We start from the raw sequence: 13,938 nt of genomic DNA on the forward strand, positions 1-13,938 counted from the left end.
CGGCTTCAGTTTCTACGGAGGACCTGCGCAACAGTCGCCACATTGTGGGCGAGGTGCAGCGGATTAATGGTCCCGACAATAGCACTGGCGACACCGGGATGTTCAAACAACAACTCGAAACTGGCGCGGACCGGGTCGACTCCCGGGCTCAAGCAGACATGGCCGCTGGCCAGGGCTTTTTTCACTAAAATAGCTTTGCCGTGGGCGGCAGCATAGTCGATGACCGGCCGCTCGGCCTGTTCGGTGAGATTGTAGGTGACCATGGCGCAATCGCCCTGCTCCAGAGCCTTTAAACCGCCTTCGACAGTCTTGCCGGAAAAGCCAAAGCCACGAATTTTTCCTTCGCGTTTCAGGTCGGCAAGGGTCTGGTAGACCTCGCTGTCGTCAAGAATAGCCAAGTCGTTGCCGTCCGAATGCACCAGCACCAGATCGATAAAATCGGTTTCCAGGCGTTGCAGGCTGCGCTCCACCGAGTAACGCGTGTGTTCGGCACTGAAGTCATGGTGTGACAAGCCATCGGCGAACTCTTCGCCGACCTTGCTGACAATCACCCAGTCCTGGCGCTGGCCACGCAACAGTGGCCCGAGGCGTTCTTCGCTGCGGCCATAGGCCGGGGCAGTGTCGATCAGATTGATGCCCAGATCGCGAGTCAACTTGAGCAGCATGCGCGCCTGGTCATCGTCGGGGATCTGGAAGCCGCTTGGGTACTTCACGCCCTGATCGCGACCGAGTTTGACGGTGCCCAGGCCCAGCGGCGAGACCAACAGGCCAGTACTGCCGAGGGGGCGATGCAGATCGTGCAAGGTCGGTTGGCTCATGGCAACAATTGCTCCCAGGCCGGTTGGGCCATCGGCGGCTTCGGCAGTTCGGGCAAGGCCGGCGGGTGGCTGGGTTGAATGCCGTCGCGATCGAAGGCTGCCAGCACCCGATCGGCGAAGTCCGGCGCCAGGGCCAGCTTGGTTGGCCAGCCCACCAGCAGTCGATCCTGCTCGGCGAGGAAGGCGTTGTCCGGGCGGGTCAGCCCCGATTGCGCCGGCTCCGCTCGGTCCACCCGCAAGGTCGCCCATTGCGCCTGGCTCAGGTCGACCCACGGTAGCAGGTTGCCGAGTTCTTTTTGCGCGGCAGCGATTTGTGCCGCCGGCTCACGGGCGACGCCTTCGGCTTCGGCGATGTCGCCGCCCAGGTACCAGACCCATTGACCATCGGCCGCCGGGTGGGTGGTGACGGTGATCCGTGGCTTCGGTCCGCCGCCCAGGCAGTGGGCGTACAGTGGTTTGAGGGTCGGGCCTTTGACGATGACCATGTGCAATGGCCGTCGTTGCATCGCCGGCTGGCTCAGGCCCAGGGCTGTCAGCAAGTCCGCGTTGCCGGCGCCGGCGCTGAGGACGATGCGTTGTGCACGGATTTCCCGCCCATCGACCCGCAGGCCGACCAACTCAGCGTTTTCCAGCAGGGGTTCGATGGTCTGGCCTGCCAGCAGGCCGTCACCGGCCAGTTCGGCCAGGCGCTGGATCAGACTGGGCACGTCGACCACCAGTTCGGCCAGGCGATAGACCTTGCCCTTGAAGCGTTTGTCTTGCAGGGCCGGTGGCAGTTGCTCACCCTTGACTTGGTCGACCCGGCCGCGCACGGCTTTGCTGGCGAAGAAGCTGGTGAGGTTGCCGGCAATCGTTCCAGGGGACCAGAGGTAATGGGCTTCGGAGAGCAGGCGCACACCGGACAGGTCCAGTTCACCTTTACCGTCCAGGGCTTCACGCCAGCGACGTGGCATGTCGGCGATGGCTTCCGAGGCTCCGGTCAGCGCGCCGTGCAGTGCGTATTTGGCGCCGCCGTGGATGATCCCCTGGGACTTGACGCTTTGCCCGCCACCGAGGCTGGCGCTTTCCACCAGCACAGTCGAAAAGCCCTGGCGCCGCAGGCGTGCGTTCAGCCAGAGGCCGGCAACCCCGGCGCCGACAATCAGAACGTCGGTGGAAATAACGGATGGCATGCAGCGACCTCAGTGTTCAAGACTAGGGGCGCAGTATACATATTCATGTCGAGGGCAATTCTCTGTAGCAGCTGCCGAAGGCTGCGTTCGAGCGCGTAGCGGTCGCAAACAGGAACAAACCGATCTTACTGACAGGCCGCATTCAGCCAATCCACGACTGCTGCGCAGCCGGACGCCGCCTTCGGCAGCTGCTACGAAAAGCCGGTTTCCTCAATGCCCCGCCGTATTCGAGAACAGCTGAATCACCACCACCCCCAGCACGATCATGCCCATGCCGATGATGGCCGGGATGTCGAGTTTCTGCCCGTAGATAAACAGTGCGGCAATGCTCACCATCACGATGCCCATGCCAGCCCAGACCGCATAGGTCACGCCGACGGGAATGGTACGCACCACCAGGGTCAGCATCCAGAACGCGATGCCATAACCGACGATGACCAGCAACAAAGGGATTGGCGTGCTGAAGCCCTTGACCGCTTTCATCGAAACAGTGGCGATTACTTCGGCGCAGATGGCGATGGCCAGATAGTAGTAAGCGTTCATGGGCGAATCCTCGTATTTAGTGCTGCTTTCCAAGGTCGACATTCTAGAGGTCGCACAGATGGGGTAAAGTCATTACCTATCTATTTGGAAGATGGGTGCGCCATGAATGTGCAATGGAATCTGGAGCAACTGAGCTTGTTCGTCAGCGTAGCCGAGCAGCGTTCGTTTTCTGCCGTGGCCCGGGCCCAGCGCAAGGCGCAGTCAGCGGTCAGCAGTGCTATCGCGATGCTGGAGGAAGACCTTGGGGTCAGCCTGTTCGACCGCAGCAGCGGTCGCCAGCCGAAATTGACCGAAGCGGGCCAGGCCCTGCTCGAAGAGGCTCGGGAAGTCTTGCGCCAGTGCGAGCGCCTCAATGGTCGGGCCCTGGCATTGATGCGCGGGCAGGAAGCACGCCTGCGGCTGGCTCAGGATGAGGCGATGCCCTATCAACCGGTGATCGACAGTCTCGAAGCATTGGCCGAACAATTTCCCAGCCTTGAAGTGCAATTGACCAGCGCTGCCCAGGGCGATGTGGCGCGCAAGCTGGTGGAACGTCGGGCTGATCTGGGTTTGCTGTTTTATCACGACCAGATCCCCGAAGCCCTCGAGCGGCGGGTGCTGGGCAGTGTCGAAATGGTCACGGTGTGCGGCGTGGGGCATCCCTTGGCGGTCGAAGGCAAGGTGGACTGCCAGCAACTGGCGCAGCATCGACAGCTGCTGATGGCCACTCAGTCCAGCGTCTATCCCGGCAGCGAGCAGGCCAGCCCGCAGGTTTGGCGTGCCGACAGCTTCTATGTCATGGCCGAGTGGTTGATGCGTGGTCTTGGTTGGGCCTGGCTACCGCGGCACGTGGTGCAGTATCCGGCGTATCAGGGGCAGATGGTCGAGCTGCTCAGCGAATGGACCCCGCCGGCGCTGGTGGTCGAACTGGTCTGGCGCCGCGACGAGCCCCTTGGCCCGGCCGCGCGCTGGCTGGCAGAACGTTTTGCCGTGCACTTGCAGGCGATCGGTTGAAAACCCGATAAACTCCGCCGCCATGAATAGAACTCTCTACACCCTACTGTTTTATCTCGGGCTGCCGTTGGTGGCATTGCGTCTATGGTTGCGGGCGCGCAAGGCGCCGGCCTACGCCAAGCGAATCGGCGAACGCTTTTCCATTGGCTTACCAGCGATGCGTCCAGGCGGAATCTGGGTGCACGCGGTCTCGGTCGGCGAAAGCATCGCCGCGGCGCCGATGATTCGCGGTTTGCTCGAACGTTATCCACAGCTGCCCATCACCGTGACCTGCATGACCCCGACCGGTTCGGAGCGGATCAAGGCGCTGTTCGCCAATGAACCGCGAATTCAACACTGCTATCTGCCGTATGACTTGCCTTGCGCGGCGGCAAGGTTTCTCGAGCGGGTTCAGCCGAAGCTGGCGGTGATCATGGAAACCGAACTCTGGCCCAACCATATTCACCAGTGCGCCAAACGCGGAATTCCAGTGGCGCTGGCTAATGCGCGGCTTTCGCAACGTTCGGCCAAGGGCTACGGACGGTTTGCCAGACTGACCCAGCCGATGCTCAGTGAAATGAGCTGGTTTGCGGTGCAGACCGAGGCAGAGGCCCAGCGCTTTCTTGCTCTGGGGGCGCGGCCAGAAACGGTCGAGGTGACCGGTTCGATCAAGTTCGATCTGAGCATCGATCCGCAATTGTTGGAGCGTGCCGCCCAATTGCGTGGTCAATGGCAGGCTGCGCAGCGCCCGGTATGGATCGCCGCCAGTACCCATGAAGGTGAAGACGAAATAGTGCTGGCAGCCCATCGGCAGTTGCTTGCCAATCATCCGGACGCCTTGCTGATCCTGGTGCCACGCCATCCCGAGCGCTTCAACGCGGTCTTCGAGCTGTGCCGACAGCAGGGCTTCGCCACCGTGCGCCGCTCAACGGCGGAACCGGTCAGCGTCAACACCTCGGTGCTGCTCGGCGACACCATGGGCGAATTACTGTTTCTCTATGCCCTGGCGGACAGCGCCTTTGTCGGCGGCAGCCTGGTGCCCAATGGTGGGCATAACCTGCTGGAACCGGCAGCCCTGGCCAAGCCGGTGCTGAGCGGCCCGCACCTGTTCAACTTCCTCGAAATCGCCGCGCTGTTGCGTGAAGCCGGGGCGTTGCAGGAAGTGGAGGATGCTCAGGGGCTGGCAGTGGCGGTGCAGCGGCTGTTCGAACTGCCGAGTGATGCACAGAAGATCGCAGAGGCGGGGCTGAAGGTGATGCGCGCCAATCAGGGGGCGCTGAAGCGATTGCTGGATGGCTTGGGAAGGTTGATCGACCGCTAAATCGAGTTGCTCTGGAGAAAAAGATCGCAGCCTGCGGCAGCTCCTACATAGGATAGATGTCCACCCGTAGGAGCTGCCGAAGGCTGCGATCTTTTGATCTTTTGATCTGTTGAGCTTTTGATTTTTGCGGGGGGATAAAACTCAATACCCCGGATTAGCCTTGAGCTGTTCCTGCGCGGCCTTGGCCAGGTCCGGCGGCAGGAAGTCCTTGTCCGGGTTGTAGTCGGCTTTCAGATAGCGCGACAGCTCCTGCAGATCCCCCGGGTTCAAGGTGCCGGCTGCTTGCTTGAGGCGCAGGTTGTCGAGGATGTAGTCGTAGCGGGTGTTGTTGTAGTTGCGCACCGAAGTGTAGAGCTGGCGCTGAGCGTCGAGCACGTCGACGATATTGCGCGTCCCCACCTGATAACCGATTTCCGTGGCTTCCACCGCGCTCTGGTTGGAGATGATCGACTGGCGGCGCGCCTGCACCTGCTCGACGTCGGTATTTACCGCGCGGTGCAGGTTGCGGGTGTTTTCCACCACCTGCCGGCGCAAGGCTTCGCGTTGCTGTTCAGTCTGGTTCAGCCGGGAGTAGGACTCGCGAACCTGAGAACTGGTCAGGCCGCCGCTGAAGATCGGAATATTCAATTGCAGGCCGACGGTGCGTTGTTCGACGTCACTGCCATAACGTTGGCCCAGCGGGTTCGGGTTGCTGAAACCGAGGGCGTCATTGTCGCCTTTCTTGTATTGCGCGATGGCATCGAGGGTCGGCGCGTGGCCGGCCTTGCGTTGTTTGAGGGTTTCTTCGGCGGCGTTGACCGCATAGTTGCTGGCCAAAAGATTGAGGTTCTGCTTGGCGGCGGTGTCGACCCAGGCCTTGGCGTCGTTCGGGGTTGGCGCCAGCACCGGTAACGTGTGGACGATGCCCTGAATCGAGTTGTACTGGCGGTTGGTCAGGGTGATCAGCGCTTCGAACGCATCATCTACCAGGCGTTGCGCAAGGATCCGGTTGGCCCGTGCGGTGTCGTAGCTGGCCTGGGATTGCAGTACGTCGGTCTTGTCTGATAGGCCGACATCGAAACGTTCGTTGGATTGATCGAGCTGGCGCTTGAACGCGGCTTCTTCGGCCTTGGTCGAGGCCAGGTTGTCCTGGGCACGCAGCACCGTGAAGTAGCTGTCGGCACTTTGCAGGATCAGGTTCTGCTCGGTTGCCGAGAGCTCCAGGGCGGCTTGTTCATTCACCGCTTCGGCGGCTTGCAACTGGAACCAGCGATCGGCGCGGAAGATCGGTTGCGCCAGGGTCGCCTGATAGGACGTGCCACTGCGGCTGGCGGTCATCGACGGCTGGTCGAAGTCGGTCCGGGTGTTGTTCAGGTCGGCACCGGCCGAGAGGTTCGGCAACAGGCCGGCGCGGGCCTGGGGCACGACTTCCTTGCGCGCATCGTAATTGGCCCGGGCAGCGGCGAGGTCGGCATTGTTGTCCACCGCTTCCTGGTAGACGCTGACCAGGTCGGTTTTGGTCGATAAGGGCGCTTCTACTGCCCAGGCCATTCCATTGGACGCACAAGACACGGCAATGGCCAGTGAAAGTTTGCGCAGCATGAGGCGATCCCTAGAGTGAATATTACAGCGATAATTTAAGCGCCAAGGCTACGGCGCGCGGTGCAGAGCGTCAAGGTCGGCACAACCTAGCGAGTGTAGTGGCGCAGGCTTGCGGCAACAATCCTGTAAATGCGCCATTCATCACGCTGTTTGCACCGGTGTTGGCGTTCCTTGTGAGTTCTGTCTAGACTGGCCACGTTCTTGTCGGGGTGCCTTGCTATGAGGCTGAGATCGGATAATTCCGGATCCCGTTGAACCTGATCAGGTTAGCGCCTGCGTAGGGAACAAGATTTCTCGTCACCCGGCGAGTCCTCTTGTGCTTCGTCCGGGATGTTGTTCGACAATCGAACAGCCCTCGTGCGCCAAGCACAGCACCAGTCCTGGTGCGTCCATTCGTTACAGGTTCGCTCCGACAAAAATCCAATGCCTGGATGCCGTCTGGAGAGCCCGTGATGAGTACAAAATCAAAAAATACAGCTAACTTGAGTGACTCGGCCAAGGTCGATCTGCAATCGGTTCAGCCCTTTACCCGCTCGCAAAAAATCTATGTCCAGGGTTCACGCCCGGACATCCTCGTGCCAATGCGCGAAGTCAGCCTCGACGTCACCCCGACCGAGTTCGGCGGCGAGATCAACGCGCCAGTCGTGGTCTACGACACCTCCGGTCCTTACACCGACCCGAACGTGATCATCGATGTGCGCAAAGGTCTGGGCGACGTACGTTCGCCGTGGATCGACGCCCGTGGCGACACCGAGCGCCTGGCCGGCCTGAGCTCGAACTTCGGCCAGGAACGCCTTGCCGATGCGGAATTGACCGCGCTGCGTTTCGCCCATGTGAACAACCCGCGTCGGGCCAAGGCCGGTGCCAACGTCAGCCAGATGCACTATGCGCGTCAGGGCATCATCACCGCCGAGATGGAATACGTTGCCATCCGCGAGAACATGAAGCTTGAAGAAGCCCGTTCTGCTGGCCTGCTGAAGCAGCAGCATGCGGGCCACAGTTTCGGTGCCAGCGTACCGAAAATCATCACCCCGGAATTCGTCCGGGAAGAAATCGCCCGCGGTCGCGCGATCATCCCGGCGAACATCAACCACGTCGAACTGGAACCGATGATCATCGGCCGTAACTTCCTGGTGAAGATCAACGGCAACATCGGCAACAGTGCGCTGGGCTCTTCCATCGAAGAGGAAGTGGCGAAACTGACCTGGGGCATTCGCTGGGGGTCGGACACGGTCATGGACCTGTCCACCGGCAAGCACATTCACGAAACCCGCGAGTGGATCATCCGCAACTCGCCGGTGCCGATCGGTACCGTGCCGATTTATCAGGCCCTGGAAAAAGTCGGCGGCGCCGCTGAAGACCTGACCTGGGAGCTGTTCCGCGACACGCTGATCGAACAGGCCGAGCAAGGCGTCGACTACTTCACTATCCACGCCGGCGTCTTGCTGCGTTACGTGCCGATGACCGCCAAGCGCGTCACCGGGATCGTCAGCCGTGGCGGTTCGATCATGGCCAAGTGGTGCCTGGCGCATCACAAAGAGAACTTCCTCTACACTCATTTCGAAGACATCTGCGAAATCATGAAGGCCTACGACGTCAGCTTCTCGCTGGGCGATGGCCTGCGTCCGGGGTCGATTGCCGACGCCAACGACGAAGCGCAATTCGGCGAGCTGGAAACCCTTGGCGAGCTGACCAAGATCGCCTGGAAGCACGACGTGCAAACCATGATCGAAGGCCCGGGCCACGTGCCTATGCAGTTGATCAAAGAGAACATGGACAAGCAGCTCGAGTGCTGCGACGAGGCGCCGTTCTACACCCTCGGCCCGCTGACCACCGACATCGCCCCCGGTTACGACCACATCACCTCCGGGATCGGTGCGGCAATGATCGGCTGGTTCGGTTGCGCCATGCTTTGCTACGTCACGCCGAAGGAACACTTGGGCCTGCCGAACAAGGATGACGTGAAGACCGGGATCATTACCTACAAAATCGCCGCCCACGCGGCTGATTTGGCCAAGGGCCATCCGGGCGCGCAGATTCGCGACAATGCCTTGAGCAAGGCACGCTTCGAATTCCGTTGGGAAGATCAGTTCAACCTCGGCCTTGATCCGGACACCGCTCGTTCGTATCACGATGAGACGCTGCCGAAGGATTCGGCCAAGGTCGCGCACTTCTGCTCCATGTGCGGGCCGAAGTTCTGCTCGATGAAAATCACCCAGGAAGTCCGTGAATACGCGGCCAACCAGCTGATTGAAGCGGTCGATGTCGACGTGGCGCAAGGCATGGCGGAACAGTCCGAGCGATTCAAGAAAGAAGGCAGTCAGCTGTACCAAAAGGTTTGATTTAGGCCGAGATTGGCGGTGACTGTACTGCCGTCATCGCGAGCAAGCTCGCTCCCACATTTGATTTGTGTAGCACACACATCCCCTGTGGGAGCGAGCTTGCTCGCGATGGCGATCACCACAACAACAAATGTCCCTCTGAGATAACACTTTTGAGCATTCAACCCAGCACTTACTCCCCCGACCACGCCGTGCCTCTGGCCAAGCGCGTATTCGGTGCGCGCGATCTGTTTTCCCTGTGGTTTTCCCTTGGCATTGGCCTGATGGTCTTGCAGACCGGCGCTTTGCTCGCGCCGGGCCTGGGCCTTTCGGGTTCGTTGCTGGCGATTTTTCTTGGCACTGCAGTGGGCGTTATGCTGCTGGCCGCCGTTGGTGTGATCGGCAGTGACACCGGTCTGTCGTCGATGGCGGCACTAAAACTCAGCCTCGGCAACCGTGGCGCGAGCCTGCCGGCGGTGTTGAACCTGCTGCAACTGATCGGTTGGGGCTCGTTCGAAATCATCGTCATGCGCGATGCTGCCAGCCTGTTGGGCACCCGTGCCTTCAGCGAAGGCAGTCTGCTGTCAAATCCGCTGCTCTGGACCTTGTTCTTCGGTGGTTTGGCGACCTTGCTGGCCGTCAGCGGCCCGCTGACCTTCGTGCGGCAGGTCCTGCGTAAATGGGGCATCTGGCTGCTGCTGGCAGCGTGTATCTGGCTGACCTGGAACCTGTTTGCCAAGGCTGACCTGGGCGCATTGTGGGCTCAGGCTGGTGACGGTTCGCTGCCGTTTGCCGTGGGTTTTGATATCGCGATCGCCATGCCGCTGTCCTGGCTGCCGCTGATTGCCGACTACTCGCGTTTCGGCAAGCGCGCGAAAAACGTATTCGGCGGTACCGCAGTGGGGTTCTTTATCGGTAACTTCTGGCTGATGAGCCTGGGCGTCGCCTATACGCTGGCATTCGCGCCGAGCGGTGAAGTGAATGCCTTGCTGCTGGCACTGGCCGGCGCAGGCCTGGGGATTCCGTTGCTGTTGATTCTGCTGGATGAGTCGGAAAACGCTTTCGCCGACATTCATTCGGCAGCAGTGTCCAGCGGGATTCTGTTGCGCTTGAAAGTCGAGCATCTGGCGTTGGCCATCGGCGTGATCTGCACGCTGATCGCTTGTTTCGCGCCATTGGCGCAGTACCAGAACTTCCTGTTGTTGATCGGCTCGGTGTTCGCGCCGTTGTTTGGTGTGGTGCTGGTGGATCACTTCATCCTGCGCAAGCGCAGTGCGCAAGTGGCGTCGTCGATGTTGCGCTGGCCGGCGTTGCTGGCCTGGTTGGGCGGGGTGAGCACCTATCACCTGCTGGCCAATCTCTATCCGGAGATCGGCGCCACCCTGCCGTCACTGGTACTGGCAGGGTTGTTACAGTGGGTGCTGGGTCGGGCTTTCAGCTACGGCCGGGAAACAGCTCGGGCTTGAGTATGCCGTTGAGGCGCGGGTAGGGGATTTTCAGTTCGATGTGGCCCAGCGCGTAAGGCGCGATGGTGCTCACTTCGTACTTGAGGATCACCCCACCGTAGGTCAACGCCACATTCGCGGTTTTCTGGAACGGCCAGCTTTTCACGAAGTCGGCTTCCTGATCCAGCTTGGTGCTGATCAGCCAGCTGTTGTGCGCCACTTGAGCGGCCTTCCAGAAGGCCTCTTCCTGCCCCGGCAGCAACATATCGGAAAGATTCAGCACCTTGTGCTGCTGGCGCGAATAGTTGATGAAACCGCGGCCTGGCCGGCCATGGGCGCCGCCGGTATCCAGATAGCTGGACAGTTCGACGATCACCAAGCCGTCATGCTGCTCACGTACTTTCGCTTGCAGGTAGCTGCTGTAGCGCGGGCCGGCGGTGCGCAAAAACTCGTCACGATAAGCCGCCAGCGTCGGCGCCACCGGGGCGTCGGGCGACGTGCGGGTCATTTGCAGCAGACGTTTTTCGATGATGCCGTCGAGCGCAGGTTCGGCAGGGAAACGCAGCGTATCGATATTCACCAGCGGACAATCAGCGGCGCTGCAGCCCGGCTTGATCTGCTCCGAGGCATCGCGAGTGGTTTCCAGTGGTGCCCGGTAATTGGGCTGGAACAGGCTTTGACAGGCGCCCAGGGTCAGGGCGATACAGGTCATGGAGACGATTTTGACAAGCGACATGGGCGTCCTTCATGAATCAGGGAAAGGCAAAAAGTTATCCGCTTCGACTATCAGCGGCGCGGTCAGTTCGCCACTAAGCTAATTAGAGTTGGTTTCCCCCGCGCCGTCTATCCTGCTGACTGTAAAGGGGCTGCATCAACAGGCGAGAGCGCGTTAGGATGGCGCGAAGTCGAGGGGGAGCCTCGGATCGGACCGCAAGCACGAGGATTGATATGACTGACGTTGCCAATACCGTTCCAACAGCCGTCGATATCGTTCGGCGCGAGAAATGCTTTCAAGGCTTCTACCAGCTTGATCGCGTACATCTGCGCCATGAGCTGTTTGCCGGCGGAATGGGTCGTGAGATCAGTCGTGAACTCTTTGTTCGCCATGATGCGGTCTGTGTCCTGCCCTACGATCCGCAACGCGATGAAGTGGTGTTGATCGAGCAGTTTCGGGTGGGCGCCATGGGCAAGGTCGCCAATCCGTGGCTGGTGGAACTGGTAGCCGGTCTGATCGACAAGGATGAGCAACCGGAAGAAGTTGCTCACCGCGAAGCGCAGGAGGAAGCTGGGCTTGTGTTCTCCGCACTCTGGCCGATGACTCAATATTTTCCATCACCGGGTGGCAGCACCGAATACGTACACCTGTTTCTGGGGCGTTGTGACAGTACTGGGGCCGGCGGCTTACATGGGCTGGAAGAAGAGGCAGAAGATATCCGGGTGACGGTCTGGGCGTTCGAAGATGCCCTGCAGGCCGTACGCGACGGACGAATTTCCAACGCGGCAAGCATCATTGCCCTGCAATGGCTGGCTTTGAATCGCGTTGAAGTGAGGGGGTTATGGTCGTAAACAAGCAGCGCGATCGCTACCGGGTCGATCTGGTGGGGCTGCAAGCCTCCTGCGAGGCGAACTACGCTCGTTTGATGCGCCTGTTGCCAGACATGCGCGAGCAACCGCTCGCGCGGCGCATTGCCGTCACCCAGGGTGACCAGATGCTTGGCGTGCTGGCGCTTGAGGTGCTGCTGGCCTGTCCTTACACCACCACGCTACGAGTGCGCCAGGAACACAGCCTGCCCTGGCTGCCGGTGCCGCAACTGGAAGTCCAGGTTTATCACGACGCACGGATGGCGGAAGTCGTCAGTGCCGAACATGCCCGGCGTTTTCGCGGGATCTACCCGTATCCGAATGCGTTCATGCACCAGCCGGACGAAAAGGCCCAGCTCAATGTGTTCCTCGGCGAATGGTTGAGCCACTGCCTGGCCTGCGGGCATGAAGTCGAGGTGGTGCGCTAGATGTGAACTGCGTCCATTTCGCAGGTTTCCCCTTTTAAGTTTCCCCCAGCATAATTGGGTCATTCGTCATTTCCGTGATCATGCCTTGGGAGACCGCCTTGCCGAGCGTATCCACTCTGACCTCCGCCGATTCAGCGTTGCTGGTGCAACTCTCTGACAGCCATCTGTTCGCCGAGGCAGAAGAAACGCTGCTGGGCATGAATACCCGCGACAGCCTGCAAAAGGTTATCGAGCTGGTCCGGGCGCAGCAGCCGCAGATAGATCTGATGATCGCCAGCGGCGACCTGTCCCAGGACGGCTCGCTTGAGTCCTATCAGCGGTTTCGTGACATGACCCGGCAGATCGACGCGCCAGCGCGCTGGATTCCGGGTAATCACGATGAGCCCCAGGTCATGGCCGAGGCCGCCACCCAGAGCCAGTTGCTTGAGTCGGTGGTGGATCTCGGCAACTGGCGGGTTACCCTGCTGGATTCCGCAGTGCCGGGCTCGGTTCCGGGATACTTGCAGGACGAGCAGCTGCAGTTGCTCGCCCGCTCCTTGAGCGAAGCCCCGGAGCGTCATCATCTGGTGTGTTTTCACCATCATCCGGTTTCCATTGGTTGCGCCTGGCTGGCGCCGATCGGTCTGCGTAATCCTGAGGCGCTGTTTACCGTGCTCGACCGCTTTCCCCAGGTTCGCGCAGTGCTGTGGGGGCATGTCCATCAGGAAATCGACCAATTGCGCAAAGGCGTGCGTCTTCTGGCTTCGCCGTCGACCTGTATCCAGTTCGAACCCGGCAGCGAAGATTTCAAGGTCGATACCCTGGCGCCCGGTTATCGTTGGTTGCGGCTGTTGCCGGATGGACAGCTGGAAACCGGGGTTGAACGGGTGACCGGCTTTAGTTTTCAGGTCGATTATGGCGGCCCGGGCTACTGAAATACCTGTAGGAGCTGCCGAAGGCTGCGATCTTTTGATCTTTACGTTCGTCCGGCTACCCCATTGATCGCTGAAAGATCGCAGCCTGCGGCAGCTCCTACGGATGTTGTAATTTTTCGATGTATTGAGCCGCCAATCTCGACGACAGTCACTGTAAACTGCCCCATCTTTGGCTAATGCACAGAGGGAACTCGCATGTCCGGTTCAATCCTGTATATCCACGGTTTCAACAGTGCGCCCGCGTCGAAAAAGGCCTGTCAGTTGATCAGCGTGATGGGTCGCCTGGGTTTGAGTGAGCAACTGCAGGTGCCGGCCTTGCATCACCACCCGCGAGAGGCGATCAGCCAACTGGAAGAGGCGATTGCCAAGCTTGGTCGGCCACTGCTGGTCGGCAGCTCCCTCGGCGGCTACTATGCCACTCACCTTGCCGAGCGCCATGGCCTCAAAGCCTTGTTGATCAACCCCGCCGTCAGCCCCCATCGGATGTTTGACGGGTTCCTGGGCAGCCAGAAGAATCTGTATACCGACGAAATCTGGGAGTTGACCCACGACCATGTGACGGCCCTGACCGAGCTGGAAGTGCCGGCGCCCCAGGATCCGCAGCGGTTTCAAGTATGGTTGCAGACAGGTGACGAGACCCTGGACTATCGTCTTGCCCAGCAGTACTACCGAGCCTGCGCCTTGCGCATTCAGCCCGGCGGCGACCATGGTTTCCAGGGATTTGCCGGGCAATTGCCGGCCCTGTTGAGTTTTGCCGGCATCGGCGCGGATCAGTACCAGGCGATCGACTTCACTACACTGTGAGTTTCCTGGCCTCTATTTTCATTGAACGACTAACGACG

The 13,938-nt window shown here is 60.4% G+C and carries 13 protein-coding genes and 1 riboswitch; of the genes, 8 read left to right on the forward strand and 5 right to left on the reverse strand.

Going from position 1 to position 13,938, the window contains the following annotated elements; all coding sequences use genetic code 11:
• Positions 1 to 5: 5 nt before the first annotated feature.
• The 3 genes from F8N85_RS07490 to F8N85_RS07500 all read right to left on the reverse strand — a co-directional run bounded on the left by F8N85_RS07490 (position 6) and on the right by F8N85_RS07500 (position 2,533).
• Entirely contained in the window at positions 6 to 818 is an 813-nt protein-coding gene (locus F8N85_RS07490) for an aldo/keto reductase (RefSeq protein ID WP_150803017.1), read from the reverse strand.
• Positions 815 to 1,990, reverse strand: a complete 1,176-nt coding sequence (locus F8N85_RS07495) for an NAD(P)/FAD-dependent oxidoreductase (protein WP_150803018.1) — start codon at positions 1,988 to 1,990, stop codon at positions 815 to 817. The genes F8N85_RS07490 and F8N85_RS07495 overlap by 4 nt, the downstream gene beginning before the upstream one ends.
• Before the next feature lie 210 nt (positions 1,991 to 2,200).
• Positions 2,201 to 2,533, reverse strand: coding sequence for a DMT family transporter (locus F8N85_RS07500; protein WP_150640474.1), 333 nt, complete (start codon positions 2,531 to 2,533; stop codon positions 2,201 to 2,203).
• A gap of 102 nt (positions 2,534 to 2,635) precedes the next feature.
• On the opposite strand from F8N85_RS07500, the gene F8N85_RS07505 reads away from it, so the two are divergent.
• Both F8N85_RS07505 and waaA read left to right on the forward strand, forming a co-directional pair.
• Positions 2,636 to 3,526: a LysR family transcriptional regulator gene (locus F8N85_RS07505; protein WP_150803019.1), complete on the forward strand. Its 891-nt coding sequence runs from the start codon at positions 2,636 to 2,638 to the stop codon at positions 3,524 to 3,526.
• Positions 3,527 to 3,548: 22 nt separating this feature from the next.
• Entirely contained in the window at positions 3,549 to 4,826 is a 1,278-nt protein-coding gene (waaA, locus tag F8N85_RS07510; RefSeq protein ID WP_150803020.1) for a lipid IV(A) 3-deoxy-D-manno-octulosonic acid transferase, read from the forward strand.
• 141 nt (positions 4,827 to 4,967) lie between these two features.
• Here the strand turns inward: waaA and F8N85_RS07515 are convergent, their stop codons facing one another.
• Complete coding sequence (locus F8N85_RS07515) at positions 4,968 to 6,407, reverse strand: TolC family outer membrane protein (RefSeq protein WP_150803021.1); 1,440 nt, start codon at positions 6,405 to 6,407, stop codon at positions 4,968 to 4,970.
• A gap of 195 nt (positions 6,408 to 6,602) precedes the next feature.
• A riboswitch (TPP riboswitch) is annotated at positions 6,603 to 6,708 on the forward strand.
• Between the two features lie 151 nt (positions 6,709 to 6,859).
• Here F8N85_RS07515 and thiC point away from each other — a divergent pair.
• Complete coding sequence (thiC, locus tag F8N85_RS07520; RefSeq protein ID WP_150803022.1) at positions 6,860 to 8,749, forward strand: phosphomethylpyrimidine synthase ThiC; 1,890 nt, start codon at positions 6,860 to 6,862, stop codon at positions 8,747 to 8,749.
• Between the two features lie 35 nt (positions 8,750 to 8,784).
• Positions 8,785 to 10,194, forward strand: a complete 1,410-nt coding sequence (gene cytX, locus F8N85_RS07530; RefSeq protein WP_412072483.1) for a putative hydroxymethylpyrimidine transporter CytX — start codon at positions 8,785 to 8,787, stop codon at positions 10,192 to 10,194.
• Here the strand turns inward: cytX and F8N85_RS07535 are convergent.
• Positions 10,163 to 10,909 carry an RsiV family protein gene (locus tag F8N85_RS07535; RefSeq protein ID WP_150803025.1) on the reverse strand — a complete coding sequence of 249 codons (747 nt, stop codon included), beginning with the start codon at positions 10,907 to 10,909 and terminating at the stop codon, positions 10,163 to 10,165. The two genes, cytX and F8N85_RS07535, sit on opposite strands and share 32 nt — an antisense overlap.
• 212 nt (positions 10,910 to 11,121) lie before the next feature.
• On the opposite strand from F8N85_RS07535, the gene F8N85_RS07540 reads away from it, so the two are divergent.
• The 4 genes from F8N85_RS07540 to F8N85_RS07555 all read left to right on the forward strand — a co-directional run bounded on the left by F8N85_RS07540 (position 11,122) and on the right by F8N85_RS07555 (position 13,900).
• Positions 11,122 to 11,739, forward strand: coding sequence for an NUDIX domain-containing protein (locus F8N85_RS07540; protein WP_150803026.1), 618 nt, complete (start codon positions 11,122 to 11,124; stop codon positions 11,737 to 11,739).
• Entirely contained in the window at positions 11,730 to 12,182 is a 453-nt protein-coding gene (locus F8N85_RS07545; protein WP_150803027.1) for a DUF1249 domain-containing protein, read from the forward strand. Before F8N85_RS07540 ends, F8N85_RS07545 begins: the two co-directional genes overlap by 10 nt.
• A gap of 98 nt (positions 12,183 to 12,280) precedes the next feature.
• On the forward strand, positions 12,281 to 13,096 hold the full coding sequence (gene cpdA / locus F8N85_RS07550) for a 3',5'-cyclic-AMP phosphodiesterase (protein ID WP_150803028.1): 816 nt from the start codon (positions 12,281 to 12,283) through the stop codon (positions 13,094 to 13,096).
• Positions 13,097 to 13,291: 195 nt separating this feature from the next.
• Positions 13,292 to 13,900 (forward strand): YqiA/YcfP family alpha/beta fold hydrolase, encoded by a 609-nt coding sequence (locus F8N85_RS07555; protein WP_150803029.1) that lies wholly within the window; start codon positions 13,292 to 13,294, stop codon positions 13,898 to 13,900.
• The last annotated feature ends 38 nt before the right edge of the window (positions 13,901 to 13,938 follow it).

Origin of the sequence: Pseudomonas fluorescens (assembly GCF_902497875.1) — a bacterium.
Taxonomy (GTDB): domain Bacteria; phylum Pseudomonadota; class Gammaproteobacteria; order Pseudomonadales; family Pseudomonadaceae; genus Aquipseudomonas; species Aquipseudomonas fluorescens_BR.

Excerpts from the sequence above, each read along its gene's own strand:
- F8N85_RS07490 (WP_150803017.1), bottom strand. The coding sequence starts at position 818 with ATGAGCCAACCGACCTTGCACGATCTGCATCGCCCCCTCGGCAGTACT.
- F8N85_RS07495 (WP_150803018.1), bottom strand. The coding sequence starts at position 1,990 with ATGCCATCCGTTATTTCCACCGACGTTCTGATTGTCGGCGCCGGGGTT.
- F8N85_RS07500 (WP_150640474.1), bottom strand. The coding sequence starts at position 2,533 with ATGAACGCTTACTACTATCTGGCCATCGCCATCTGCGCCGAAGTAATC.
- F8N85_RS07505 (WP_150803019.1), top strand. The coding sequence starts at position 2,636 with ATGAATGTGCAATGGAATCTGGAGCAACTGAGCTTGTTCGTCAGCGTA.
- waaA (WP_150803020.1), top strand. The coding sequence starts at position 3,549 with ATGAATAGAACTCTCTACACCCTACTGTTTTATCTCGGGCTGCCGTTG.
- F8N85_RS07515 (WP_150803021.1), bottom strand. The coding sequence starts at position 6,407 with ATGCTGCGCAAACTTTCACTGGCCATTGCCGTGTCTTGTGCGTCCAAT.
- thiC (WP_150803022.1), top strand. The coding sequence starts at position 6,860 with ATGAGTACAAAATCAAAAAATACAGCTAACTTGAGTGACTCGGCCAAG.
- F8N85_RS07535 (WP_150803025.1), bottom strand. The coding sequence starts at position 10,909 with ATGTCGCTTGTCAAAATCGTCTCCATGACCTGTATCGCCCTGACCCTG.
- F8N85_RS07540 (WP_150803026.1), top strand. The coding sequence starts at position 11,122 with ATGACTGACGTTGCCAATACCGTTCCAACAGCCGTCGATATCGTTCGG.
- F8N85_RS07545 (WP_150803027.1), top strand. The coding sequence starts at position 11,730 with ATGGTCGTAAACAAGCAGCGCGATCGCTACCGGGTCGATCTGGTGGGG.
- F8N85_RS07555 (WP_150803029.1), top strand. The coding sequence starts at position 13,292 with ATGTCCGGTTCAATCCTGTATATCCACGGTTTCAACAGTGCGCCCGCG.